General features: G+C 73.1%; 23 protein-coding genes. 7 read left to right on the top strand and 16 right to left on the bottom strand.

What is annotated here, in order from left to right; genetic code table 11:
• Positions 1 to 273: 273 nt before the first annotated feature.
• Positions 274 to 2,448, top strand: a complete 2,175-nt coding sequence (locus ACRYCC_RS32255) for an elongation factor G-like protein EF-G2 (protein WP_433817526.1) — start codon at positions 274 to 276, stop codon at positions 2,446 to 2,448.
• Between the two features lie 113 nt (positions 2,449 to 2,561).
• On the opposite strand, the gene ACRYCC_RS32250 is transcribed toward ACRYCC_RS32255, so the two are convergent.
• From ACRYCC_RS32250 to ACRYCC_RS32240, 3 genes are all read right to left on the bottom strand, one after another.
• Entirely contained in the window at positions 2,562 to 4,700 is a 2,139-nt protein-coding gene (locus tag ACRYCC_RS32250) for a PIG-L family deacetylase (protein WP_433817525.1), read from the bottom strand.
• 75 nt (positions 4,701 to 4,775) lie between these two features.
• On the bottom strand, positions 4,776 to 5,180 hold the full coding sequence (locus tag ACRYCC_RS32245; RefSeq protein ID WP_433817524.1) for a thiol-disulfide oxidoreductase DCC family protein: 405 nt from the start codon (positions 5,178 to 5,180) through the stop codon (positions 4,776 to 4,778).
• 45 nt (positions 5,181 to 5,225) lie between these two features.
• Positions 5,226 to 5,780 (bottom strand): HIT family protein, encoded by a 555-nt coding sequence (locus ACRYCC_RS32240; protein ID WP_433817584.1) that lies wholly within the window; start codon positions 5,778 to 5,780, stop codon positions 5,226 to 5,228.
• A 206-nt stretch (positions 5,781 to 5,986) separates the two neighbouring features.
• On the opposite strand from ACRYCC_RS32240, the gene ACRYCC_RS32235 reads away from it, so the two are divergent.
• Both ACRYCC_RS32235 and ACRYCC_RS32230 read left to right on the top strand, forming a co-directional pair.
• Positions 5,987 to 6,733, top strand: a complete 747-nt coding sequence (locus ACRYCC_RS32235; RefSeq protein ID WP_433817523.1) for an Asp23/Gls24 family envelope stress response protein — start codon at positions 5,987 to 5,989, stop codon at positions 6,731 to 6,733.
• 71 nt (positions 6,734 to 6,804) lie between these two features.
• The gene (locus tag ACRYCC_RS32230; protein WP_433817522.1) at positions 6,805 to 7,158 is read left to right on the top strand and encodes an STAS domain-containing protein; all 354 of its coding nucleotides are present in this window, start codon (positions 6,805 to 6,807) and stop codon (positions 7,156 to 7,158) included.
• Positions 7,159 to 7,173: 15 nt separating this feature from the next.
• Here ACRYCC_RS32230 and ACRYCC_RS32225 read toward each other — a convergent pair whose 3' ends face one another.
• The 11 genes from ACRYCC_RS32225 to ACRYCC_RS32175 form a co-directional block, all read right to left on the bottom strand.
• Positions 7,174 to 7,722 carry a hypothetical protein gene (locus ACRYCC_RS32225; protein WP_433817521.1) on the bottom strand — a complete coding sequence of 183 codons (549 nt, stop codon included), beginning with the start codon at positions 7,720 to 7,722 and terminating at the stop codon, positions 7,174 to 7,176.
• 228 nt (positions 7,723 to 7,950) lie between these two features.
• Positions 7,951 to 9,930 carry a threonine--tRNA ligase gene (gene thrS / locus ACRYCC_RS32220; protein WP_433817520.1) on the bottom strand — a complete coding sequence of 660 codons (1,980 nt, stop codon included), beginning with the start codon at positions 9,928 to 9,930 and terminating at the stop codon, positions 7,951 to 7,953.
• Between the two features lie 364 nt (positions 9,931 to 10,294).
• Positions 10,295 to 11,614: an acetate kinase gene (locus tag ACRYCC_RS32215; protein WP_433817519.1), complete on the bottom strand. Its 1,320-nt coding sequence runs from the start codon at positions 11,612 to 11,614 to the stop codon at positions 10,295 to 10,297.
• Positions 11,607 to 13,664 (bottom strand): phosphate acetyltransferase, encoded by a 2,058-nt coding sequence (pta, locus tag ACRYCC_RS32210; protein ID WP_433817518.1) that lies wholly within the window; start codon positions 13,662 to 13,664, stop codon positions 11,607 to 11,609. Before pta ends, ACRYCC_RS32215 begins: the two co-directional genes overlap by 8 nt.
• Positions 13,665 to 13,700: 36 nt before the next feature.
• The gene (locus ACRYCC_RS32205; RefSeq protein WP_433817517.1) at positions 13,701 to 14,528 is read right to left on the bottom strand and encodes a hypothetical protein; all 828 of its coding nucleotides are present in this window, start codon (positions 14,526 to 14,528) and stop codon (positions 13,701 to 13,703) included.
• Positions 14,529 to 14,742: 214 nt separating this feature from the next.
• Positions 14,743 to 15,882 (bottom strand): LLM class flavin-dependent oxidoreductase, encoded by a 1,140-nt coding sequence (locus ACRYCC_RS32200; protein WP_433817516.1) that lies wholly within the window; start codon positions 15,880 to 15,882, stop codon positions 14,743 to 14,745.
• 19 nt (positions 15,883 to 15,901) lie between these two features.
• Positions 15,902 to 16,891: an ABC transporter substrate-binding protein gene (locus ACRYCC_RS32195; RefSeq protein WP_433817515.1), complete on the bottom strand. Its 990-nt coding sequence runs from the start codon at positions 16,889 to 16,891 to the stop codon at positions 15,902 to 15,904.
• Entirely contained in the window at positions 16,891 to 17,628 is a 738-nt protein-coding gene (locus tag ACRYCC_RS32190; protein ID WP_433817514.1) for an ABC transporter ATP-binding protein, read from the bottom strand. Before ACRYCC_RS32190 ends, ACRYCC_RS32195 begins: the two co-directional genes overlap by 1 nt.
• Positions 17,604 to 18,434: an ABC transporter permease gene (locus tag ACRYCC_RS32185; protein WP_433817513.1), complete on the bottom strand. Its 831-nt coding sequence runs from the start codon at positions 18,432 to 18,434 to the stop codon at positions 17,604 to 17,606. Before ACRYCC_RS32185 ends, ACRYCC_RS32190 begins: the two co-directional genes overlap by 25 nt.
• 224 nt (positions 18,435 to 18,658) lie before the next feature.
• A complete protein-coding gene (locus ACRYCC_RS32180) occupies positions 18,659 to 19,063 on the bottom strand; it encodes a rhodanese-like domain-containing protein (RefSeq protein WP_433817512.1) in 405 nt (134 codons plus the stop codon).
• Positions 19,060 to 19,530 (bottom strand): cysteine dioxygenase, encoded by a 471-nt coding sequence (locus ACRYCC_RS32175; RefSeq protein ID WP_433817511.1) that lies wholly within the window; start codon positions 19,528 to 19,530, stop codon positions 19,060 to 19,062. The genes ACRYCC_RS32180 and ACRYCC_RS32175 overlap by 4 nt, the downstream gene beginning before the upstream one ends.
• Before the next feature lie 281 nt (positions 19,531 to 19,811).
• On the opposite strand from ACRYCC_RS32175, the gene ACRYCC_RS32170 reads away from it, so the two are divergent.
• The 4 genes from ACRYCC_RS32170 to ACRYCC_RS32155 all read left to right on the top strand — a co-directional run bounded on the left by ACRYCC_RS32170 (position 19,812) and on the right by ACRYCC_RS32155 (position 23,555).
• Positions 19,812 to 21,053: a sensor histidine kinase gene (locus tag ACRYCC_RS32170; protein ID WP_433817510.1), complete on the top strand. Its 1,242-nt coding sequence runs from the start codon at positions 19,812 to 19,814 to the stop codon at positions 21,051 to 21,053.
• 10 nt (positions 21,054 to 21,063) lie between these two features.
• Positions 21,064 to 21,741, top strand: coding sequence for a response regulator (locus ACRYCC_RS32165; protein WP_433817509.1), 678 nt, complete (start codon positions 21,064 to 21,066; stop codon positions 21,739 to 21,741).
• 104 nt (positions 21,742 to 21,845) lie between these two features.
• Positions 21,846 to 23,039, top strand: a complete 1,194-nt coding sequence (locus ACRYCC_RS32160) for an alpha/beta hydrolase (RefSeq protein ID WP_433817508.1) — start codon at positions 21,846 to 21,848, stop codon at positions 23,037 to 23,039.
• Positions 23,040 to 23,141: 102 nt separating this feature from the next.
• On the top strand, positions 23,142 to 23,555 hold the full coding sequence (locus ACRYCC_RS32155; RefSeq protein ID WP_433817583.1) for a YkvA family protein: 414 nt from the start codon (positions 23,142 to 23,144) through the stop codon (positions 23,553 to 23,555).
• A 191-nt stretch (positions 23,556 to 23,746) separates the two neighbouring features.
• On the opposite strand, the gene ACRYCC_RS32150 is transcribed toward ACRYCC_RS32155, so the two are convergent.
• A complete protein-coding gene (locus ACRYCC_RS32150) occupies positions 23,747 to 24,703 on the bottom strand; it encodes a quinone oxidoreductase family protein (protein ID WP_433817507.1) in 957 nt (318 codons plus the stop codon).
• The gene (locus ACRYCC_RS32145) at positions 24,704 to 25,483 is read right to left on the bottom strand and encodes an SDR family oxidoreductase (protein WP_433817506.1); all 780 of its coding nucleotides are present in this window, start codon (positions 25,481 to 25,483) and stop codon (positions 24,704 to 24,706) included. It lies immediately after the preceding gene.
• Positions 25,484 to 25,508 lie beyond the last annotated feature (25 nt).

The following is a 25,508-nucleotide window of genomic DNA, read 5'->3' as shown; positions in this document are numbered from 1 at the left end:
GATCTTGGGTGGTACGGAGTCGGGGTGTCGGTCGCAGACGCCTCACGGGCATCGGCGCGCCCATCGTAGTGCGTGTGTCACCCCAGGTCGGATCGGCCGGGTCGGCCGCCTCACCTCTCCTCACTGGCACGACGATTGCCGTTCGCCTCTTGTTCCCGGCCGCTTTCCGGGGAATGGTGGTTGATACGGGTGTGACGCCGGTCACGTCTGGCGCCACACGACATCCGGGCGGGTCCGCTCCAGGCGGGCCCCTCACGGAGGAGGTCATGCACTGTGGCAGAGACAACACGTCAACCGGTGGCGCCCGGCAGGGCACCAGCGGCCGACCGGCTGGACGAGGTGCGCCCGGAGAAGGTGCGCAACGTCGTGCTGGTCGGCCATTCCGGAGCGGGCAAGACGACCCTCGCGGAGGCGCTGCTGGCCGCGACCGGCACGATCCAGCGGGCCGGCCGGGTCGAGGACGGCACCACGGTCGGAGATCACGACGAGGTGGAGGTGCGCCAGCACCGCTCGGTGAACCTGTCCCTGATGCCGTTCATGCACGGCGATGTGAAGATCAATCTGCTGGACACGCCCGGCTACGCCGACTTCGTGGGAGACCTGCGCGCCGGGCTGCGGGCGGCCGACGCCGCCCTGTTCGTGATCTCGGCGGTCGACGGGGTGGACGGGCTGACCCGGATCCTCTGGGAGGAGTGCGCGGCCGTCGGCATGCCCCGCGCGCTGGTCATCACCAAGATCGACCAGCAGCGGGGTGACTTCGACGAGGCCCTGCTGGCCTGCCAGGACGCCTTCGGCGAGGGCGTCCTGCCCTGTTACTTCCCCGTCGGCCAGTCGCTGATCGGGCTGCTGTCGCAACGCTGCTACGACTATTCCTCGGGCTCGCGCCGGGAGTGCGACCCCGGCGCGGAGTTCCTCGACCGGATCGAGGAGCAGCGCGGCGCCCTGATCGAGGGGATCATCCAGGAGAGCGAAGACGAATCGCTGATGGAGCGCTACCTGTCCGGTGAGGAGATCGACGTCAAGATCCTCATCCGGGACATGGAGAAGGCGGTCGCCCGCGGCAGCTTCTACCCGGTGCTGGCCACCTCGATCCCGCACGGTGACCGGCCGGGCCCGGTCATCGGCACCGCCGAGCTGCTCGAAGTGATCTCCCAGGCGTTCCCGTCCCCGCTGGAGCACGGGGTCCCCGAGGTGACCACCGTCGGCGGAAAACCCGTCCCCGAAGTGACCTGTGACCCCGACGGCCCGCTGGTGGCCGAGGTGGTCAAGACGACCTCCGACCCCTATGTGGGGCGGATCTCGCTGGTACGGGTGTTCTCCGGCACGCTGCGGCCCGACACGGTGGTGCACGTCTCCGGGCACGGGCTGGCCGACCGCGGGCACGAGGACCACGACCTCGACGAGCGGGTGGGCGCGCTCACCTCCCCGCTGGGCAAGACGCAGCGCGGCGTGGGGTCCTGCGGCGCCGGCGACCTGTGCGCCGTCGCCAAGCTGACCCGGGCCGAGACCGGCGACACGATCTCCGACAAGGACCGGCCGCTGCTCATGCGGCCGTGGACCATGCCGGACCCGCTCCTGCCGGTCGCGATCCGGGCCACCTCCAAGGCCGACGAGGACAAGCTCTCGCAGGCGCTGGGCCGCCTGGTCGCCGAGGATCCGACGCTGCGGCTGGAGAACAACGCCGAGACCCGGCAGCTGGTGCTGTGGTGCATGGGCGAGGCCCACGCCGACGTGCTGATGGACCGGCTGCGGAGCCGGTACGGCGTCGACGTGGAGCCCGTCGAGCTCCGGGTGCCGCTGCGCGAGACGTTCGGCGGCGTCGCGCAGGGCCTGGGCCGGCACGTCAAGCAGAGCGGCGGGCACGGGCAGTTCGGCATCTGCCACATCGAGGTGGAGCCGCTGTCGTCCGGGGAGGGCTTCCAGTTCGTCGACAAGGTCGTCGGCGGCGTGGTCCCCCGGCAGTTCATCCCGTCCGTGGAGAAGGGCGTACGCGTGCAGATGGACCGGGGGGTGCTCGCCGGCTACCCGCTGGTCGACATCAAGGTGACCCTGCACGACGGCAAGGCGCACTCGGTCGACTCCTCCGACATGGCCTTCCAGACCGCCGGGGCGCTGGCCCTCAAGGACGCCGCGGGCCGGACCCAGATGCTGCTGCTGGAGCCCGTCGACGAGGTGTCGGTCCTGGTCTCCGACGACTACGTCGGTGCGGTGATGTCCGATCTGTCCTCGCGGCGGGGGCGCGTCCTGGGCACCGAGGCGGTGCCGTCCGGCGGGACCGGCGGGCGCACGCTGATCCGCGCCGAGGTGCCCCAGCTGGAGATGGTCCGCTACGCGATCGACCTGCGGTCGATGTCGCACGGCACCGGCACGTTCAACCGCACCTTCCTGCGGTACGAGCCGCTCCCGGCGCAACTCGCCGGGAAGCTGACCGGGACCCGGGACGGCTGAGCCCCGGGACGGCCGAGGCCCGGGGTGGCGGCGGACCGGAGGCCGCCCGCCTCCCGGGCCGCGCCCGGGGCCGGTGACCGGGCGCGGCGGCGGGGCCCGGCGCTCCGGCGTGCTCAGACGGCGGCCCAGGAGACCGCCGCGCCGGGCGCGGGCCGGTCACCGCCCGCGGGCAGGATCGTGGTGCGCAGCCGGGCGTCCGGGCCGATGACGGCCAGGACGGCCCGCCCGCGCGCGTCCACGGCGGCCGCCGGTGAGTGCGCGAACCACGGGCCGGAGCCGGTCCAGCGCGGCGGTGCCCGCACCGCGGCCGGGCAGCGCGCGATGCTGACCGTGCCCGCGTCGTTCTGCTGGACGAGCAGGAAGCGCTGCCTCCTCCCCCGGGCGGCGGGCAGCGCGAGCACCCGCATCGGCCCGATCCCGCCCTGGCCGCCCAGGTGCACCCGCTCCCAGGCGCCCCCGCCGCGGGCCCGCCGGAACCCGCCCACCTCACCGCTGCCCGCGAGCCGGTAGACCACCAGCAGCCCGCCGTCCGGGAGCTCCAGCACGGCCGGCGGCGTGCCGGGGGCGGGCAGCCGCAGCCCGGTGTCCAGCGTGAAGGGGCCGCCGGGCCGCCGCTGATACCAGCGCACCAGGGACAGCCGCCCGCAGCCGTACAGCTCGATGCGCCCGTCGGAGGTGGTCAGGGCGGTGACCCCCTCCTGGACGGGGCCGCCGCCCAGGTCCCGCCACCGGGTCCACGACCCGTCGGCCAGCTGGGCCCGGGTGGCGAGGCCCTTGTGCGAGGTGCGGGCGAACAGCTGCAACAGGCCGTCGGCCCCGCGGGCCGCGACGGGGACCCCCAGGTGCCGGGCCCGCTCCCCCCGCTCCGGCGCGCCCAGGTCGGTCCACGCGCCGAAGCGTCCGCCCTGACCGCGCTGTTCGAGCAGCACGACGGCGCGGCGGCGGTCGTGCCGGTGCGTGCCGAGCTCCGCGACCCGCTCGGCGAGGATCTGCCAGCGGCCGTCCGGCGCGAGGGAGGCGGACAGCCGGGGCACCAGCGGCCCGCCGCCGAGCAGCACCGGGCCGCTCCACCGCCCGCTGCCGGGAGCGGTCTCGGTCCACATGGCGGCCTGCTGGTCCAGCACCGCGAACGCGGTGAGCGCGCCGGAGGCGCCGCGCAGCAGCCACGGGGCGGTGCTGACGTAGCGGTGGTGGGTGCTCTGTCCCCAGCCGGAGGCCGCGATCCGGCCCCGCATGGACAGGTCGGCGCACCCGGCCGGGTCGCCGCAGTCGGCCGGCGCCGAGCCCGCGTAGAGGTCCAGCAGGGCCTCCTTCGCCCGCCAGGCGGAGTCGCTCAGGTCGAAGGGCCAGCGGCAGTTGTAGTAGCCGCGGTAGCTCTCCACCGTCCAGTGGCGGCCCCCGCCGGGGCCGCCGTAGCGCGCCAGCGCCGCCCAGGTGAACTGGGCGGTCGCGGTGTGGTCCTCGTGATCGGAGAGATCGCCGTGGTCGGTGTGCCGGGAGTGCCGGCTGTTGTGGACCTGGCGGTCCGGGTCGAGGTCCATCGTCCGCACCAGCGTCGGCCGGTAGAGCTCGAGGAGGTGGACGAGCGCGTCGATCAGCTCGCCGCGCCGGTAGCGATAGCGGCCGCCCACCGTCCCGCCGGTCGGGACCAGCGTGGGCAGCGCGCCCAGCCGCCCCGACCACAGGTTGCGCAACCGGCCGCCGCCCGGGGTCTTCCGGACGTTGAGGAAGATCAGGGTGACCTGGCCGAGGGTGTCCGCCTCGGCCAGGGCGCCGTTGGGCAGCGGCAGGGTGGTGCGCGACCAGGCGCCCTTCGGGTCGCCCAGCGCCATCTGCCCGTACGCGGCGCGCAGCCCGTTCTGCCGGGCCTTGGCGTAGTCGTCGACGCTGGTGTGCCTGCTCGGGCCGTTGCGGCCGCTGGACTCCGCCGCGGTGACACAGACCCCGATCACCCGGTGCCCGGCGGCGATGGACTGCTGGATGTCGGGGTTGAGGAAGAACAGGTCGTCGTCGGGGTGCGCCACGACGTGCAAGATCGTGGTGCGGTCCCGCACCGGCGCCCGCGGGGTGGGCCCGGCGGCGGTCATGCCGACCGCCGGCGGGGCCGTCAGCCGGGGGTCGGGGTCACCGGGGTCGTCGGAGGCGACCCTGGCCCCCCGCGAGCAGGCGGTGAATCCCGCTCCGGACACGGCCAGCCCGAGCACGCCCGCCGTGAGCACCTGCCGCCGATCCGGTGCCGGCCACCCGCCCATCCCCTTCTCCTCTGCCCCGACGTACTGCGATCCTCACTCGGCCTGCCGGGTGCCCGCTCCCGGCCGGGCTGCCGCTCAGCCCGCGGGCGAGCCGGGCCGGTGCTCGGGAGGCAGCGCGCACGCGGCGGTGCCTCCCGGCAGGCGATGCCGGTTGCCGGCGACCAGCCGGTAGAGCGCGTGCGCGATCCAGCGGAAGGGCGGGACCCGCGCGATGGCCCCCAGCGGCCACCACCGGCCGCCCGCGTCCAGCAGCAGCGCGGCCACCGCCTGCGCGCCGCCGCGGGTGGTGCCGTCCCGCCCCACCCACACGACCTCGCGCTCGGCACGGGCGGCGGTCGTGCCGAGGGCCCGCAGGTCGGCATGCTGGAAGGCGGCGAACTCCGTCGTGCCGGGCAGATGCCGGCCGGCGAACCGCACACAGCCGGTGCAGAACGCGCAGTCACCGTCGTAGATCAGGACCGGGCGCTCGCGTCGCGTCATGATCCCATGATGCCCGGCACGCCGGGAGCGGACCACTCGATAACGTCAGCCGGCCGGCCAGGTGCCGGCGAGGATGTCGCGGGTGTCGCGCAGCAGCTGCGGCAGGACCCGGGTGTGACCGACCACTGGCATGAAGTTGGTGTCGCCGCCCCATCGGGGCACCACGTGCTGGTGGAGGTGGGCGGCGATGCCCGCGCCGGCGACGCCGCCGAGGTTCATCCCGACGTTGAAGCCCTGGGCTCCGCTGGCCTTGCGCAGGGCCTGCAGGGCACGCTTGGTGAAGTCGGCCAGCTCGGCGGTCTCCGCGTCGTCCAGGTCGGTGTAGTCGGGAACATGCCGGTACGGAACGACCATGAGGTGGCCCGAGTTGTACGGGTAGAGGTTGAGGACGGCGAAGACCGCCCCGCCCCGCGCCACGATCAGCCCCTCCTCGTCGGACATCTTCGGGATCTCGCAGAACGGGCAGCCGTCGTCGGGGCCGGCGCCGGTGGGTTTGTTCTCGCCCTTGATGTAGGCCATCCGGTGGGGGGTCCAGAGCCGCTGGAAGTTGTCCGGGCTGCCCGCACCGCCGCGCTGCTCCTCGAGCCGCGCCTCCGGCATGTTCGGGTCCACGGGCTCTACGCTCAAGACGGCGCTCTCCTTCTCGCTCGGCCTGTCCAGCAGCATAGATACAGGGGGGCTCACCACTGTAGCCGGGCCCGCAGAACCCGTTTCAGCCACAAAACCGGCCAAAGCCGGACTGATCTGGCGCCACCCGCGCCACCTCCGCCACTATGGAAACCGCAACCGACGACGAAGGGCACCCGATGAGCGACTTCGACAACGCGTCGTATTCCGCGAACGGAGGCGGACCTGACCACGCGCGCGGCGAAGTCAGGTCCATGCCCTTCTTCCCGGCACCGCCCGCCGCCCCGGCCGGGCCGCCGCCGCGGCAGCAGGGGCCCGCGGGACCGCCGTCGCCCGCCGTGCCGCTGGGCGCGCCCACCCCGGCGCCGCCCGCCGCCTCCCCCTCGGGCCTGGCACAGCAGGGCCCGCCCGGAAGGCACTCCCAGGGCGACGAGCCGGGCGTCCCGCCGGCAGGGGCACAGGGCACCGACGTCAAGGACCCCGGGCCGGTGCCGTCCGAGACCAGGGGCGCAGAGCCGCCGGCCGGATCGGCGCCCGTGGTGAAGGGGCGGATCAAGATCGAGGACGAGGTCGTCGAGAAGATCGCCGCGCTGGCCGCGCTGGAGGTCCCGGGCGTCGCCGCCCTGGGCGGCGACGTGGCCCGCGCGATCGAGTCCGTGCGCAGCCGCTTGGGCGCCGGTCACCAGCGCGGCGGCCAGGGCATCAAGGCCAGGATCCGCGACAGCGAGGTCTCCGTCGACGTCACCATCGTGGTGGAGTACGGCAGCGTGGTCATGGAGGTGGCCCGCACGGTCAAGAACAACGTGGCGCGGATCGTGAGCGTCATGCTCGGCATGCGGGTCACCGAGGTCAACGTCACGGTGGACGACGTCCGCATGCCGGGCGAGACCGCCCCCGCGCCGGCGGAACCGCCGCCGGCCTCCTGACACCGGCGATCCGCGGAACGGTTTTTCCGCGGATTCCGAATGCATACCGGGAACGGGGACATAACCCCGCCATGGCCGGGCTGTGGGTGTGGACGCGGGTGGCGGAGCCGTACGCCGTGGTGACCGTCGGCGGCGAGCTCGACGTCGCCTCGGCGGGCTCGCTCCGGGCCCATCTGACCAAGGTCCTGCGCCGGCTCGGCCCGCGCCTGGCCCTCGACCTCGGCGAGCTCAGCTTCATCGACTCCAGCGGGCTGTCGGTGCTGATCGGCTGCTGGAAGCTCGCCCACGGGATGGGCGGCACGCTGTGCGTGGTGGCGCCTCCCGACCTGCTGAGGCGCAAGCTGAGGATCACCGGGCTGGACCGCCGCCTCGAGGTCTTCCCGGATCTGCGCGCGGTGCTGCGGGCGGCCGGCGCCGAGGGGTGACCGGCCGCGCGGTGTTCAGCCGCCGAGCGGCAGATCGCAGGTCTGCAGGCCGCCCGGGGTGATCACGGTGATGCCGATGCGCCGGGTGATGGCGGCCGGCACCCCGGTGAACTCGAAGACGTGCGGGCCCCGCTCCCCGCCGGCGGTGACGCTCTTGGTCAGCGTGCCCCGGCCCTTGGCCTCGACGAACGCGGCGACCAGGCCGGTCGCGGGCACGGTGACGCTCACCTTCAGGCTGTCGCCGGCCCGCTGGTACGAGGCCGCGGCGGAACCGCACCGGGTCGAGCCGGGGAGGCCGGCCGCCCCGCCTGCCGGGCCGGGCGTGCCGAGTGGGCCGGGGGTCGCCGCGGTGCCGCCGGGAATCCCCTGTGCGGTCGGGGCACCCGGCGCGCCCGGGGACCGGCCCGCGAGCGGCGCGCCCGCGGACGTGCTCGCGCCTGCCGGGGACTGGTCCGGGACACCGGCCTGCAGCTGGAGCAGCACCACGGTCACGGCCACGGCCACCAGGACGACCGCGCCACCGTAGCCCAGGATTCTGGTCAGCAGCGGCGAAACGGCTCTCATCCGGATCTCTCCAGGCGTCGGGGCGGTGCCGACGAGACTACTGCGTCCCCGGACCGGGACGGACCGGGCCCGGGGGAACCCGGCTGATCCCGGGTGGCCCCGCGGTGATCATGCGACCGTCCGGCGAGCGGTCGCATGATCACGCGGGACAAAGCCTAGCGTCCTGGACGCCATATTGCATTTCTTATCCAATTGACCACGTGGTCAGGATCGCCGCCGGAGCGGGCGTCAGACCTGGACGCGATCCTGGACGGCCTTGACGATCTCGGTGACGGCCTCCTCGACCGGCACGCCGTTCTTCTGCTCGCCGTCGCGGTACCGGAAGGACACCGCCCCCTTGGCGACGTCCTCGTCCCCGGCGAGCAGCATGAAGGGCACCTTGGACCGCTGCGCGTTACGGATCTTCTTCTGCATCCGGTCGGCCGAGGAGTCCACCTCCACGCGGATCCCGTTGACGCGCAGCCTGGCGGCCACCTCGTCCAGATAGGGCACGTGGTCGTCGCCGATCGGGATGCCGATGGCCTGCACCGGGGCCAGCCACGGCGGCATCGCGCCGGCGTAGTGCTCCAGGAGCACGCCGAAGAACCGCTCGATCGAGCCGAACAGCGCCCGGTGGATCATGATGGGCTGCTGCCGGGAGCCGTCGGCGGCGGTGAACTCCAGCCCGAACCGCTTGGGCATGTTGAAGTCGAGCTGGATGGTCGACATCTGCCAGGTGCGGCCGATGGCGTCCCTGGCCTGCACGGAGATCTTCGGCCCGTAGAACGCGGCGCCGCACGGATCCGGGACCAGCTCCAGGCCCGAGGACTCCGCCGCCTCGGCCAGGGCGGCGGTGGCGTCGGCCCAGTCCTCGTCGGTGCCGACGGACTTCTCCGGGTCGCGGGTCGACAGCTCCAGGTAGAAGTCGTCCAGCCCGTAGTCGCGGAGCAGGTCCAGCACGAAGTCCAGCAGCGACTTGAGCTCGTCCTGCATCTGGTCGCGGGTGCAGTAGATGTGGGCGTCGTCCTGGGTCATGCCGCGCACCCGGGTGAGGCCGTGCACGACCCCGGACTTCTCGTACCGGTAGACGCTGCCGAACTCGAACAGCCGCAGCGGCAGCTCGCGGTAGGACCGGCCGCGCGCCGCGAAGATCAGGTTGTGCATGGGGCAGTTCATCGGCTTGAGGTAGTACTCGGCGCCCTCCAGCTCCATGGGCGGGAACATGCCGTCCTTGTACCAGTCCAGATGGCCGGAGGTCTCGTACAGCGCGCTCTTGGTGATGTGCGGGGTGTTGACGAAGGAGTAGCCCGCCTCCTCGTGCCGCCGCCGCGAGTAGTCCTCCATGATCCGGCGGATCACGCCGCCCTTGGGATGGAAGACCGGCAGCCCGGAGCCGAGCTCACTCGGGAACGAGAACAGGTCGAGCTCGGCGCCCAGCTTGCGGTGGTCGCGCTTCTCGGCCTCCTCCAGCAGCTTGAGGTATTCGTCCTGCCGGTCCCGCGACTCCCAGGCGGTGCCGTAGATCCGCTGGAGCTGCGGGTTCTTCTCGCTGCCCCGCCAGTACGCCCCGCCGGAGCGCATCAGCTTGAACGCCGGGATGGTGCGGGTGGTGGGCAGGTGCGGGCCGCGGCACAGGTCCTTCCAGCGCAGCTCCCCGGACTTGGCGTCGAGGTTGTCGTAGATGGTCAGCTCGGCGCCGCCCACCTCGACGCTCTCCTCGGCGTCCCCGCCGCCCTTGAGGCCGATGAGCTCCAGTTTGTACGGCTCGGACGCCAGCTCGGCGCGGGCGTCCTCGTCGGAGACCACCCGGCGGGAGAACCGCTGGCCCTGCTTGACGATCTCGCGCATCCGCTTCTCGATGCGCTTGAGGTCGTCGGGGGTGAAGGGGTTCTCGACGTCGAAGTCGTAGTAGAAGCCGTTCTCGACGGGCGGGCCGATGCCCAGCTTGGCCTCGGGGAACAGCTCCTGGACGGCCTGGGCCATGACGTGCGCGGTCGAGTGCCGCAGGATGGCGCGGCCGTCGTCGGAACCGGCCTCGACGGACTCGACGGCGTCGCCGTCGTGGACCACGTGGGCCAGGTCGCGCAGCACTCCGTTGACGCGGGCGGCGACGACCGGCCGGGCGCCCGGCCCCTGCGCGGCCTCGATGGCGTCCGCGGCGGTCGTGCCCGCCGCCACCACACGCTCGCCGCCGTCGAGGGTGATGCGCAGCTCAGACACGGTTGACACGGGAACTCCTCGGTCGAGAGAAAAAGGGATCGGCAGAGATCGATGCTACCGAGTGGGGCTCGTCACCGTCGGCGACCGGCTCCATCGCGTGCTCCTCCTGTCGGTGTGGGCGAGGCGCCGTCCGGCGGCCGGTGGCGCCGGCGGGTGAGCACTTCGGGACGCGAAACCGGAACACGACGAAGGCCCCGGGATCGCTCCCGGGGCCTCGTGGGTTGCTCGAAGGTCAGAGCATGCCGCCGCGCCGCCGGGTGTCCCCCGGCGTCGTCGTCTCCTGCATGCCCGCCATGCAGGCCATTGTAGCGCCTTCCCTTCCGTGATCATGCAATCGATGGTCGATCCATTGCATGATCACGGAAGGGCATGATCACGGAAGGGAAGGGGCGGTGGGCGGTCGGCCGGTGACGAGGGCGAGGGACTCGGCGGCGATCTCGTACTCCTCGTCGGTCGGGATCACCAGCACCGCCACCTCGGCCCCGTCTGGCGAGATGACCCGGCCCCCGTCGTGCGGCGCGGACGAGCCCGGGGCCGGGCCGGGCCGCGCCGGCGCCTCGTTGCGGGCGGCGTCGACGGAGATGCCGAGCCGCTCCAGCCCGGCCAGCGACCGGGCCCGGATCCGGGGGTCGTGCTCCCCGACCCCGGCGGTGAACGCCACCGCGTCGACGCGGCCCGATCCGGCCAGCAGGACGGCGTGGTAGGCCCCGACGTACTTGCGGATCCGGTGGCAGTAGACGTCGATGGCCAGGGCCGCCGCGGGGTCCCCGGAGTCCACCAGCCGCCAGACCTCGCGCAGGTCGCCCTCGCCGGCCAGGCCGAGCAGCCCGCTGCGGGTGTTGAGCGCGTCGTCGATCTCGTCCAGGTCCATGCCCCCGACCCGGCGGAGGTAGCCGGGCACCGCCGGGTCGAGGTCACCGGAACGGGTGCCCATGACCAGGCCCTCGAGCGGGGTCAGGCCCATCGAGGTCTCGACGCTCTGGCCGCCTTGGACGGCGGTGGCGCTGGCGCCGTTGCCCAGGTGCAGCACGATGCTGCTGACCTGGTCGTACGGCCTGCCGAGCAGGTCGGCGGCCCGCCGGGAGACGTAGGCGTGCGAGGTGCCGTGGAAGCCGTAGCGGCGCACGCCCAGCGCCGCCCACTCGCGGGTGACGGCGTAGGTGTGGGCGGCGGGCGGCAGGGTCTGGTGGAAGGCGGTGTCGAAGACGGCCACGTGCGACGCCCGCGGGAAGACGCGGCGGGCGACCCGGATGCACGTCAGGTTGGCCGGGTTGTGCAGCGGCGCGAGGGGGGCCAGGTCCGCGATGGCCTTCTCCACGGCGTCGTCGATGAGCACCGGGTCGCCGTAGCGGTCCCCGCCGTGCACGACGCGGTGCCCCACGGCGGCCGGCTCGATGCCGCCCTCGCCGGGTCCGGACAGCCGCGGCCCGGCCTCCGCGAACGCCTCCAGGACGGCCTGCAGGGCCGCCTCGTGGCCGGGGTAGGCGTCCTCTCGGGTGTAGGGCTCGCGCGCGCTCGCGGACCGGTGGGTGAGGGTGCCGGTCCGCTCGCCGATGCGCTCGACCAGGCCCTGGGCCAGCCGCCGCCCGGCGCCCATGTCGAGCAGCTGGTACTTGATCGACGACGAGCCGCTGTTGAGCACCAGCACGTGCGGCCCGGCGGCGTCCTCCCGGCCCTGCGCCCGCTCAGCCACGGGAACCCTCCTGTGCCTGGATGGCGGTGATGGCGACCGTGTTGACGATGTCGTGGACGGTGGCGCCACGGGACAGGTCGTTGACGGGCTTGCGCAGGCCCTGCAGCACCGGGCCCACGGCGACGGCCCCGGCGCTGCGCTGGACCGCCTTGTAGAGGTTGTTGCCGGTGTTGAGATCGGGTACCACGAAGACCGTGGCCCGCCCGGCGACGTCGCTGCCGGGCATCTTGGCCAGGGCCACCCCGGGGTCGGCTGCGGCGTCGTACTGGATCGGCCCCTCCACCGGCAGGTCGGGCCGGCGCTCGGCGACCAGCGCAGTGGCGGCGCGCACCTTGTCGACCTCCGCGCCGGAGCCCGAGGAGCCGGTCGAGTAGGACAGCATCGCGATGCGCGGCTCGACGCCGAACGCCGCGGCGGTGCCCGCGGACTGGATGGCGATGTCGGCGAGCTGCTCGGCGGTCGGGTCGGGGTTGACCGCGCAGTCCCCGTAGACCAGCACCCGGTCCTCCAGGCACATGAAGAAGACGCTGGAGACGATCGCGGCGCCCGGCGCGGTCCTGATGACCTCGAAGGAGGGCCTGATGGTGTGCGCGGTGGTGTGCGCCGCCCCGGACACCATGCCGTCGGCCAGGCCGAGCCGCACCATCAGCGTGCCGAAGTACGACACGTCGGTGACGGTGTCGCGGGCCATCGCGAGGCTGATCCCCTTGTGCCCGCGCACGTCGGCGTACTCCTGCGCGAACCGTTCGCGCAGCCGCGGGTCGAAGGGACTGAGCACCCGCGCCGCGGAGACGTCCAGGCCCAGCTCAGCGGCCAGGCCGCGGATCTCCGGCTCGTCGCCCAGCAGGGTGAGGTCCGCGACACCGCGGCGCAGCAGGATGTCGGTGGCGCGCAGGATGCGCGGCTCGGTGCCCTCGGGCAGCACGATGTGGCGCCGGGCGGATCGGGCCCGTTCCAGCAGGTCGTACTCGAACATCAGCGGGGTGACGGCGGTCGCCCGGGTCATGTCGAGCCGCTCCAGCAGCGCCTCGCGCGACACGTGCCCGGCGAACAGGCCCAGCGCGGTGTCGATCTTGCCGACGGCGTCCGGGGTGAACCGGCCCTCCACGGTGGCCAGCTCGATGGCGGTCTCGAAGGTGTCATGGGCCGTGGTGATGATCGGCAGTGTCGGCGCCATGCCCTCCAGCAGCCGGATCACCGGTGCCGGCAGCTCGAACCCGCCGGTGAGCACGACCGCCGACAGCGCCGGGAAGGTCGGCGCGGCGTGCGCGCACACCAGCGCGGGCAGGATCGTGGCCGCCCGGTCGCCCGGCAGGATGACCGCGGCCCGCTCGGTGAGCCGGTCGAGGATGTTGGGAAGCGACATGGCGCCGACCATCAGGTGGCCGGCTTCGCGCCCCAGCTGCTGGCCGTCGCCCAGCAGCAGGCGGCCCGCACAGGCCGCCATCAGGTCGCCCACGGTGGGCGCGGACAGCCGGGCCACCTCGGGCAGCGTGAAGACCGGGGTGCCGGGCAGCCGGACGGCCGCGCCGATCTCGGCGAGCGCGCCCGGATCGGCCCGGGTGATCACGGCGGCGAGCAGGGTGGCGTGCTCGTTGGCGAGCTCCTTGGCGGCCAGTGCCGCCGCCGCGGCGACCTCCGCCGGGGTACGGCCCAGTGCGTTGACGACCAGCATCACCGGCGCGCCCAGGTCGGCGGCGACCGTGGCGTTGAACTCGAACTCGGTGGGCGCGCCGACGTCGGTGTAGTCGGTGCCGACGATGACCACGGCGTCGCAGCGGGCGGCGAGCGCGCGGTAGGCGGCCACGATGTCGGCGGTGGCGCGGGCCCGGTCGGCGTGCACGTCCTCGTAGGAGACGCCCACCGCGTGGTCGACCTTGAACCGGCTGCGGAGGGTCTCGACGACGTTGTCGGGGCGGCCGGGCAGGACCACCGGCCGGAAGACCCCGACCTGCCCGACCTGACGCGCCAGCAGCTCCGTCACGCCGAGGGCGATCGCCGCCTTCTTGGTCGCCGCGTCACTGGCCGCGATGTAGACGGCGCGCGTCATCGTCATCTCCCCGAATCGACCCCAAGAGTATTCCAGTCAGGAGTCCGCGGCCTCGGTCGAGGGGAGCGCCAGGGCCTCACCGGCGGCGAGCGCCTTGGTGAGATTGGCGCGCAACGTTTCCTCGATCTCGACGGCCTGGGTGCCCAGGCTCGCCATGGCGGCCTCGTCGTCGGTGTGGGCGAGCAGCTCGTAGTACTTGTCGTTGTTCTCGAGGCGGTCCCTGGCCTCCAGCGCCGAATCCGCGGCCCGGACCCGCTGGGCGTAGGTCTCCAGCCCTTCGACCCGCCCGGTGATGACGCCGACCGAGTGCAGCAACGCCTCGCGCTGCGGGCGCAGCACGGCGGCCAGCTCCTCGGTCATGAGGGAGTTCTCGGCCTCGGCCTGGTCGGTGCGCAGCTCCGTCTGCCGGAGCAGCACTCTGGCGATCTCCCAGAGCTGCCGGGGAAGCACCACCTCGTTGGCCACCTCGTCGAGCAGCCCCTCCCGGCTCACCCGGGAGCCGGTGACGACCGCCACCGCCTCCACCGCCCGGGTCATCAGGTCCAGTGACGGCTGGTCGAGATCCCTGGCCCGTACGTACGCGTTCTGGTGATCGGGCTCGACCGGCCGCACCATTTTCGTGCCCGCGATGACATTGACGAACATCGCGACGAGACCGGAGACGAGAAGCCAGTGGTCCACGCCCGACGCGGACAAGGTCACACCGCAGATGACCCCGCTCAGCACTCCGAGAACGCAACCGGCGCCGTTGTCCCGCTCCCGGGTCGGTCGGCCTTTTCCGGTGAGCTCCGCAAGAAGCTTCTTCCGAGTCTGCTCCGGAAGCTCGGGATCGACGAAGACCAGTTCTTCGGGGTTCTCGCTCATCCGCGCTCCGCTCGATCGGGGAAGCCGCGACGACGGCGAGCAACCGTGGCCGCATCCCCACGTTAGACGCGCGGCCGCCGAAATAGGGTTCCCTCGCGAACATCCCTGCGGGCCGCGGTCGAGGAGGAGGAGGCACCGCGGCCCCGCAGAGATGCTCCGCATGCCCGCCGCAGGGGCACCCACCCCTGGAGCCCGCGGCGGGCACGTTCCCGGGTTACGCCGTGGCCCGTACGAGCGCGCGGCGGCGCAGCTCGGGCAGCACGCCCTCGCCGAACCAGTAGGCCTCCTCCAGGTGCGGATAGCCGGAGAGCACGAACTCCTCGATCCCGATGGAGGCGTACTCCTCGATCAGGTCCGCGACCTGCTCGTGGCTGCCGACCAGCGCGGTGCCCGCACCCCCGCGGACCAGCCCGACGCCGGCCCACAGGTTGGGATGGATCTCCAGGTCGTGGCTGGAGCCACCGCCCCGGAACTCCTCGTGCAGGGCGCGCATCCGCTTCTGCCCCACCGACTCGCTGGCCGCCAGGTTGGCCTGCGCGCGGGCGATGTCGGCCGGGTCGAGGGCGTCCAGCAGCCGGCCGGCCTCGGCCCAGGCCTCCTTCGCGCTGTCGCGGCTGATGGTGTGCAGCCGGATGCCGAAGCGCAGGGTCCGGCCCTCCTCGGCCGCCAGCTTGCGGACCCAGGCGATCTTCTCCGCCACCTGGGCCGGCGGCTCACCCCAGGTGAGGTAGACGTCGACGTGCCTGGCCGCCACCGCGCCGGCAGCCTCGGAGGACCCGCCGAAGTAGAGCTCCGGGACCTCGAACTCGCCCCCCGCCAGGGCCCCCTCGACCTCGTAGTGCTCGCCCTTGAAGTCGTAGGGCGTGCCGCTCCAGGCACCGCGGACGATCGACAGGAACTCGTCGGTCCGGGCGTAGCGCTCGTCCTTGGACAGCAGGTCGCCGAACCTGCGCTGTTCGGCGGTCTCACCGCCGGTCACCACGTTGAGCAGCAGCCGGCCGCCGGAGATGCGCTGGTAGGTCGCGGCCATCTGCGCGGCGAGCGTCGGCGAGATGAAACCGGGCCGGAAGGCGACCAGGTACTTCAGCCGCGAGGTCTCGCGCAGCAGTGCGGCCGTGACCAGCCAGGCGTCCTCGCACCAGGTCCCGGTCGGGGTGAGCACCGCCTCGAAGCCGAGCTGCTCGGCCGACCGGGCGATCTGGGCGAGATAGTCGATGTCCGGGGGTCGGAACCGGCCGGCGCCGCCCGCCGCGGCAGGGGGCCGGTCGCCGACGGTCCCGCCGCTGTGCCCGCGGTCCACGATCGTCCGGCCGTCTCCGGAGGTGGGCAGGAACCAGTGGAAGGTGAGACTCATGATCGTCCTTTCGCGCCTGTCACGGCAGCAGATCGTTGAAGCGCGGATCCACGAAGTCACCGATCCTGACGGCGCCCGGGATCAGGCCGGCGCCGTGGAAGGTGTCCGCCACCTGCTGTTCCCTGGAGATCACCTCGGCGTCGAGCTTGAGATCCTTGTAGCCGGCCCGCCCGACGGTGGTGGTGGTCACCTGCCCGGGCAGCCCGGTGAGCCGGGCGAAGGTGGCGGCCCAGTCCGCCGGGTGCGCGTTCACCCAGGTGTGCGCCCGCTGGATGCGCCAGATGTAGTCCCGCATCGCCGCCGACCTGCCCTTGTCGGCCAGCGCCTTGGTCCCCGCGACCTGGAACTCGAAGCCGTTGACCAGGCCGGTGCCGTCCTGGAGGATCCGCGCCTTGACCTGCTGCTGGGCCTGGGCGGTATAGGGATCCCAGATCGCCCAGGCGTCGACCTTGCCGGCCGACAGCGCGGCCAGCGCGTCCGGCGGCTGGAGGTACTGGGGCTTGACGTCGGTGAAGGCGAGGCCGGCCCGCTTCAGCGCGGCGAGCAGGTGGAAGTTGGCGGAGCTGCCCTTGGCGACGGCCACCGTCCTGCCCTTGAGGTCGGCCACCGTCCGGAGCGTGGAGTCCGGCGGGACGACGATGGCCTGGCCGCCGACGCCCTTCTCGTCGACCGCGACGACCTTGATCTTGGCGCCGGCGGCAGCGGAGAAGACCGGGGGCGCGTTGCCCACCGCGCCGATGTCGACCGAACCCGCGTTGATCGCCTCGAGGATGGGCGGCCCGGAGGTGAACTGCGACCAGCTGATCTTGTACTTGACGTCCTTCAGCAGCCCCGCGGCGGTCAGCAGCGCCTGCGCGCCGGTCCCCTTCTGGTCGCCGACGTGCAGGGTCACCTTGGCCAGGTCCACCGGGCCGTCCGCGTTCGCGGTGCCCGAATCCGAGCCGCAACCGGCCGTCGTGGCCCCGAGCAGGGCCAGCGCGGCCGCCAGGGCGGTGAATCCTCTGATCATCAAGTGCCTTCCAGGGTGACGCCGAGCTGGGTCAGCAGGGCCGATCGGAGCTCGATGAGAGCGGGATGGTCGGTGCGGCGCGGCCGGGGCAGCGGCACCGGTGACTCGTGCGCGATGCGGCCCTCGGCCAGCACCAGGACCCGGTCGGCGAGCAGCAGCGCCTCGTCGACGTCATGGGTGACCAGCAGGATCCCCGGCCGGTGCCGGGCCCACAGATCCAGCACGAGCCGGTGGATCGTGATGCGCGTGAGGGCGTCCAGGGCGCTGAACGGCTCGTCCAGCAGCAGCAGGCCGGGCTCGCGGACCAGGGCGCGGGCCAGTGAGGCCCGCTGCGCCTCGCCGCCGGACAGGGTGAGCGGCCAGGCCGCGCGCCGGCCGGTGAGCCCCACCTCCTCCAGGGCCGCCAGCGTCCTGGTCTGCGCGGCGGGGCCGCGCAGGCCGAGGGAGACGTTGGCGTCCACCCGTTTCCAGGGCACCAGGCGGGGCTCCTGGAAGGCCACCGCGACCTCGCCTTCGACGGTGACGTCCCCCTCGTGCGCCGGATCGAGCCCGGCGAGCACCCGCAGCAGGGTGGACTTCCCCGAGCCGCTGCGGCCGAGCAGGGCCACGAACTCGCCCTGCGCGATCTCCAGATCGGCTCCGTCGAGGACGGCGTGGTCGCCGAAGGAACGGCGCAGCTCGCGGACCCGGGCCACCGGGCGCGGCCCGGCGGTCAGATCAGGAAGTCCTGCCGCCATGTCAGTGCCCTCCTCTCCAGCAGGCGCACGAGCCCGTCGGTGAGCAGGCCGAGGACGCAGTAGATGAGCAGGCCGAGGACGATGACGTCGGTGCGCAGGAACTCCCGGGCGTCATTGATCATGTGCCCGAGGCCCGCGTCCGCGTTGATCTGCTCCGCCACGATGAGCACCAGCCAGGCGATGCCGAGGCTCTGGCGGAGGCCGACCAGGATCTGCGGGAGCGCGCCGGGCAGGACGATGTGCCGGATCAGCTCCACCCGGCTCAACCGGACCACCTGGGCGAGCTCGGCGAGCTTGCCGTCGACGCCGCGGACGCCCGAGAAGGTGTTGAGGTAGAGCGGGAAGAACACGCCGAGGGCGACGATCGCGACCTTGGGCGTCTCGCCGATGCCGAACCACAGGATGAACAGCGGGATCAGGCCGAACAGCGGCAGCGCGCGCAGCATCTGCAGGGGCGGGTCCACGATGGTCTCGGCCACCCGGCTGAGGGCCGCCGCCAGGGCCAGCCCGATCCCGGCCACGGCGCCGAGCGCGAAGCCCAGTGCGGCCCGCTCCAGGGAGACCCGCATGGCGGTCGCCAGCGTGCCGTCCCGGGCGAGGGTCAGGCCGGTGCGCCCGATCGTCCAGGGCGAGGCGAGCGTCTGCTCGGAGAGCAGGCCGACGCTGCTGGCGGCCTGCCACAGCACCAGCAGCGCCAGCGGGCTGGCCAGCCGGCGCAGCAGGGCCGTCCGGGGCGGGCGGGCACGCGGCCGGCCGGCGCGGACCCGCGGGCGGGGGCGCGCGAGGTCAAGGGCTGGAGAGGACACGGGAGGAGACCCTTCAAGGGCGGAGTGGGGACGGGGCACGGCGGCCGTTCCCGAAGACGGCGGCCGCCATCGGGCGCGCAGGCGTCAGCGCCGAGCGGAACAGAGGTCGCTGGCCTGCCGCCGGAGATCGACGTGCAGACGTGCGACAAGGGGTTCGCTGCTGCTCACACGTTCATCGTGGAGCACATTCCCTACCAAGTCAATAGGATTTGGTGGGAATCAGGTCACTGCGGGCGTCCCGTCGTGGGCAGGCCCGCCGCCGCCCAGGCCCGGAAGCCGCCGACGACGTCGGTGGCCCGGCTCAGCCCGAGATCCTGCAGCGCCGCGGCGGCGAGGCTGGAGGTGTACCCCTCCGAGCAGAAGACCACGACGCGCACGTCGTAGCCGGTGGCCTCCGGCAGCCGGGCGTCCGAATCCGGATCGAACCGCCACTCCAGATGGTTGCGCTCGACGATCAGCGCGCCCGGGATCTCCCCCTCGGCGGACCGCTGGGCGGCCGGGCGGATGTCGACCAGCAGGGCGTCCGGCTCCGCGTGCGCCTCGCGCGGCTCGACGCGGTCCAGGCGGTCCCGGGCGGCGGCCAGTATCTCGTCGATCGACCGCGCGCCCGCGGGGCGGGACCGGCTCACCAGTCCTCCGCGCTCTCGGCCGCCAGCAGGACCAGCCGGCCGTCGTCGTCGAGGTCGTAGCGGTTCATGGCGCTCAGGGGCGGCGAGTAGACGTGCACGCTCACCGCAGGCGCGTCGGAGACATTGCCCACATCATGAACATAGCCTGGACCGAAGCCCCGCGCCTGACCGGCCGACACCGTGCGGTCGACCGTGATCCGGCGCTCGCGCAGGGTGCCGAGGGCGACCGCGAACGCCCCGGAGGCCTCGCCGTGGTCGTGGAAACCGGTGGACTGGCCGGGCATCCAGCTCAGCAGCCACACCTCGTGGTCGCCGTCCTGGTGCAGCCGCTCGTACCAGCGGCCGTCGGCGCTGAGCCGTACCCGGTGGATCCACTCCCCGGCCCGGCCGGCGATGTCCCTGGCCCGTTCGGCCATCTGCGCGGGGCTCAGGGGGGCGTGCGTGCTCTGCTCGGCGACGCTGGTCATGCTCTCTCCTTGCGGCTGTGTCAGGCGGATGGTGTCAGCGAGTGCTCGCGAAAACCGATCCGGTACACAGAGCGCTGGCCTGTCGTCGCAGGTCGACGTGCAGGCGAACATGGAGAAGGCGGCCGTAGGTCACCTTCCGAGGATGCCTCAGTATCCCTATCAAGTCAATCGGAAAAGCAGGAAGACCTACCAGGGTCCTAGCTCCGATCTCACTCCCGGGATGCAGGTGGGAGCGGGAACGTCCGGCCTACAGTCGAGTCGATGAACGATCGGAAGAACTCATGATCACCACCGCCCCGGTCTCGCTGCTCCGGCTGGTCCGGCACGCCGCCGTGCGCGCCTCGAAGGAACCCCAGCGGACGCTGCTGTGGCCGGCGGGCAGGCTGCGCCTGCTGGTGCTGGCGGTCTCGATCGCTCTCACCCTCGGCTTCACCGCCGCCTCCATCGCGATCCACATCGAGATGATGGGGGTGCGGGCCACGCCGGCCTGGCTGCTCGGCGTGGCGCAGTGCGGGCCGCTGATCGTCGGCGCCCGGTGGCCGCTGGTCGCCTGGCGGATCTCCGCGGTGGGGATGTTCGCCGGCGTCCTGGTGCTGGGCAACCACTCCGACGAGTTCTGGCCGTGGCCCACCACCTCCTTCCTGGGCCTGGCCGCGCTGATGTTCGCGGTCGCGACCTCGTACGACCGCAGGACCTCGCTCGGCGTGGGCGTGGTCACCGCGCTGGGCCTGATCGTGCCCGCCATCGTCGTGGACGGGATGCACGGCTGGTTCGGCATCATCCTCGCCATCGTGGTGGCGATGGTGCTGGTGTTCGGCGACGCGGTCGGCGGGCGCTACGCCGCCGAGGCGAGCCTGGCCGAGCAGGCCGAGCTGCGCCGGCAGGACCTGGCCCGGCAGGCGGTGCTGGAGGAGCGTTCCCGGATCGCCCGGGAACTGCACGACATCGTCGCCCACCACATGTCGGTGATCGCCCTGCAGGCGGAGGCGGCACCGTACAAGTTCCCCGACCTGCCGCCGGCGGCCCGGGAGACCTTCGGCGTGGTGCGCGACGCCGCGCGCGAGGCGCTCGCGGAGACCCGCCGGGTGGTGGGGCTGCTGCGCCAGGTCAGCGACACCGCCGAGCGCGTCCCGCAGCCCGGGCTGGACCGGCTCGAGGAGCTGACCGAGCGGGCCCGCCGGTCCGGGCTGGCCATCGACGTCATCGTCGTGGGCATGCCGCGCGAGCTGTCCAGCGGTGTCGACCTGTCCGCCTACCGGATCGTGCAGGAGTCCCTCAGCAACGCCTCCCGCTACGCCAAGGGCGGTCACGTGCGGGTGGAGATCCGGTACGCCGCGACGGTCCTGCACGTGTCGGTGACCGACGACGGCCCGCGGGGCATCCCCGAGGAGTCCGGGGGCGGTCACGGCCTGGTCGGCATGCGGGAGCGGGTGGCGATGCTGGACGGAACCCTGTCGGCGGGCCCGCGCCCGGACCACGAGGGCTGGGCCGTCACCGCCGACCTTCCCTACGGGGAGCTCTAGGGTGGACCCGGTGAGCATACGTGTGCTGATCGCCGACGATCAGGTGATGATCCGGGACGGGCTCGCGTCGCTGCTGTCCTCGGCCCCCGACATCGACGTGGTGGGGCAGGCCGGCAACGGGCGCGAGGCGGTGGACCGCACCCGGGAGCTGCATCCCGACGTCGTGGTGATGGACATCCGGATGCCGGTGATGGACGGCCTGGCCGCCACGGCCGAGATCGTCGGCGACCTCCCGGCACAGGCCGGCCACGAGGCCCACCCGGGGCCGAAGGTGCTCGTCCTGACCACCTTCGACCTGGACGAGTACGTCTACGAGGCGCTCGGCGCCGGGGCCAGCGGTTTCCTGCTGAAGGACGCCTCGGCCGACGACCTCATCACCGGCGTGCGGGTGGTGGCGGGCGGCGACGCGCTGCTCGCCCCCTCGATCACCCGGCGGCTCATCGGCGACTTCGCCCGGCGCCGCCGCCACGAGCGGCCCAGCCCCGCGGCCACCGCCTCACTGACCCCGCGCGAGCTCGACGTGCTGCGGCTGATCGCCCGCGGGCTGTCCAACTCCGAGATCGCCGGCGAGCTGTTCCTGGCCGAGCAGACCGTCAAGACCCACGTCGGCCACGTGCTCACCAAGCTGGGCCTGCGCGACCGCACCCAGGCGGTGGTCTACGCCTACGAGAACGGCCTGGCCGGATAGCGGACGCGTCCCGTCCGCCGAACTTCTTTCCCCCGCGGAGACATCTGAAGGGCATGTACGCCGTGACGCATCGCACGATCAGCCCGATCGCACCCTGACGGCCGGTGATCCCGCAGTTGGCCGCGCCGAGCCCTTCCCGTCCCGCCAGGCCCGCCCTCGGACGGCGCCTGCCGGGCGACGCCGGGGCCCTCACCCGATCCGTGACCTCGCTGAGCCTGAAGATCTTCAAGGTGGTGGCCCTCAGCGGGGTGCTGTCGTCCTGCACCACCGCCGGGGCCTGGCTGAGCGGCGGCGACCCGCACCACGCGATCAGCGGCCTGCCGGACGCGGCGGGCTGGCGCGGCTCGGTGGCGGCGGTGGCCCCCGGCGTGCCCGCGCCCGACCCGTCCTCGGCGTCGCCGCGGCAGGTGGCGGCGTTCTTCGCCGGGCTCACCGACACCCAGCGGCGGCGGCTGGCCGCCGCCGACCCCGGCGTCGTCGGCAACCTGCGGGGCGTCCCCTACTCACTGCGGTACGCCGCCAACGCGGGCACGGCCCGGCAGCGGACGCCGGGCCGCCTGCTGGGGTACGACCCGCGCGGCGACGGGCGCGTCATCGAGGTCTTCGGTGATCTGGCCACCGCACGGCACATCGCCGTGATCGTGCCCGGCAGCGGCTGGGACCTCGGCAAGATCATGCACACGGACCCGCGCTCGTCCGGCCAGCACAACGCCAACCCGGTGGTCGCCGCCATGGCGCTGCGGGCCGAGATGGCGCGGCTCTCCCCCGGGACCGGCACGGCCGTCGTGGTCTGGCTCGGCTACGACGCCCCGGAGGGCATCGACCGGCAGGCCGCGCGGTCCGAGCGGGCGGTCGCCGCCGCGCCCGCCCTCACCGCCTTCCTGAGCGACCTGCCCGGCGCGGCCCGGATCACGCTGATCGGGCACAGCTACGGCACGGTCGTGTGCGGGCACGCCCTGCGCGGCGGTGGCCGCGCCGACGACGTGGTGGCCCTGGCCTCCCCGGGCATGGACGCGGGGTCCGCCGGTGACCTGGGCACCGGCGCCCGCGTCTGGGCGGCCAGGATCTCCGACGACCTGATCGGGCTGACCCCGCACGTCCGCTTCGGCGGCTACGGCCACCAGACCGACCCCATCACCCCCGCCTTCGGCGCCCGGGTCTTCAGCACGGGCGCGGCCCGCGGCCACGGCGGCTACTACTCCCCCGGCACCGAGTCGCTGGCGAACCTGGCCCGGATCGCGCTGGGCCGGACCGCCGACGTGAGCATCGCCCACCCGCCCGCCACCCCGCTCCGCTGAGACCCGTACCAGCTCCTTACGAGACCCGTACGAGACCCGTACGAGCGGATATAGCATCGCCACCGGTGGCACACCAAGCGGGGCGGAGCAGACGTGACCGGCATGTGGTGGCTGGACCTGGTGCTCGGAATCGTCGCCGCTCTGGCTGTGGCGTGGGCGGTGCTCATCGTGGCGCTGGTGATCGTTCGGCCTCGCGGCGGGTTGCTGCGCGAGGCGATGCGGCTCCTGCCCGACGTGCTCAGACTGATCCGCCGGTTGGCCGGCGATCGCGACTTGCCGCGCGCTGTTCGGGTTCGCCTGGCGTTGCTGCTGGCCTACCTGGCGTTCCCGATCGATCTGGTTCCCGATTTCATCCCGATTCTGGGTTACGCCGATGACGCCATCATCGTTACCGCGGTTCTGCGCTCAGTCGTACGCCGCGCCGGCATCGACGCCGTCCAACGGCACTGGCCTGGCACCGAGGACGGATTCACCGCCCTGTGCCGCTTGACCGGCCTGCCGCAGAACCGTTCATAGAACCTGCTCGCGAGCCTCCCGCACTGATGACACGGACCGGCCCCGTTCACCGATCACCCTCCGGTGACCTGCCAGAACGGGGCCGGTCCATGTCACGCTCGATTACTTGCATGATCACGGCGGGTCCACGGAGGGATCACGCAGGGATCAGGCAGGGATCGGGGACGGGATGTGCAGGCGAGATGTGAAGGTCAGCGGCTCGGGTCGAGGACGAGCTTGCCGCTGGTGCGGCGGGCGCGCAGGTCCTCGTGGGCCCGCCGGACCTCCGACAGCCCGTACTCGCCGCCGGGCACGACCCGCAGGGTGCCGTCGGCGACCATGCCGAAGAGCTCGCCGAGCGCCGTTCCCATCACGTCGCCGGGCAGCCGGAAGACGTGCGGCAGCCACATGCCGGCGACCGTGGTCGAGTGCGCCATGAGGTTGCCGGGCTGGACCGGCGACGGAGGCGTGCGCGAGGCCATGCCGTAGAAGGCCAGCCGGCCGAACGGCGCCAGCGCCTTGAGGCTCTGATCGGTGACCGAGCCGCCGGTCATCTCCAGGACGATGTCGACGCGCTTGCCGCCGTTGGCCTCGATCAGCGCCTCCTTGAGCTCGGGCGTGCCGGGGTCGAGGGCGATGTCGGCGCCGAGCTCCAGGGCGAGGTCGCGCTTGTCCTGGCTGGAGGCGGTGGCGATGACGCGGCCCGCGCCCCAGGCCTTGGCGAGCTGGACAGCCAGGCTCCCGACCCCGCCGGCGGCGGCGTGCACCACGACGGACTCGCCCGCCGCGAGCGGTGCGCTCTTGCGCAGCAGCAGCCAGGCGGTGGCGCCCTGGACGACGAGGCCGAGCGCGGTGGTGGCGTCCACCGCGTCGGGCACGTCCCAGGCCATCGCCTCGACCACGAGCGCCCGCTCCGCGTAGCCCCCGCCACCGGTCAGCGCGACCACCCGGCGGCCGTCGGCGGTACGGCCGACCACCTCGCCGCCGGGCACCATCGGCAGCGTGGAGGCCGACAGGTAGCTGTTCTCGGCCTGGTGGGTGTCGGCGTAGTTGATGCCCGCCCGGTCCACCTCGACCAGCAGCTGGCCGGGCCCGGGCACCGGGTCGGGCAGCTCGGCGAGCTTCAGGACCTCGGGTCCGCCGAACTCGGTTATCTCGATCGCGCGCATCTACGCCTCCTGCTCGTGGGGGGTCACCGTGTCGGCCGCGGCCCGCGGGCCGGGGACGCCGCGGAAACGGAAGGGCTCCGGCGTCCGGCCGGGCACGACGTACCAGCACTCACCGGCCCGCCCGGCCGCCAGGACGGCCATGAAGGCCTCCACGACCGAGCCGACCTCCAGGATCGGGAATCCGGTCTCCTCGAGGTGCGGCTTGAGCGGGACCAGGATGCCGGTGTCGGCGAACGACGGGCACAGGGCGTTGACCCGGATGCCCTCTGGCTCGTGGGCGGGGCCGAGGGACCGCACCAGCCCGACCACCGCGGCCTTGTTCGCGGCGTAGACCGGGTCGAACGGGGCGGCGGTGAGCCCGGCCATGCTGGCGGTGGCGATGATGTCGCCGCCGCCCCGGGCGCGCAGGGCCGGCAGCGCCGCGTGCACCCCGTACACCACGCCGTCCAGGTTGATGGCCATCGCCCGCCGGTAGGCGACCGGGTCGAAGTCGGTGTCCAGGCCGGAGCCGGTGGCGACCCCGGCGTTGAGGAACGCCACGTCCAGCCCGCCGAAGGCCGACACGGCCGCCGCGACGGCGGCCTGGCTGTCGGCGGGCTCCCGGACGTCGCAGCGTACGAAGATGCCGTCCAGCTCGGCGGCGAGGGCCGTGCCCGCGTCGGCGTCCACGTCGGCGACGGCCACCCGCGCCCCCGCTCCGGCCAGCCGCCGGGCGACCGCCGCGCCGATGCCGTTCGAGCCCCCGGTGATCAGTGCGACCTTGCCCTCGTACGAGTCCATGCGACTCTCCTCTGGGAAAGTAACT

It is taken from the genome of Actinomadura scrupuli (genome assembly GCF_050971785.1).
Taxonomy (GTDB): domain Bacteria; phylum Actinomycetota; class Actinomycetes; order Streptosporangiales; family Streptosporangiaceae; genus Actinomadura_E; species Actinomadura_E scrupuli.
This window is presented reverse-complemented; position numbering and strand designations above follow the sequence as displayed.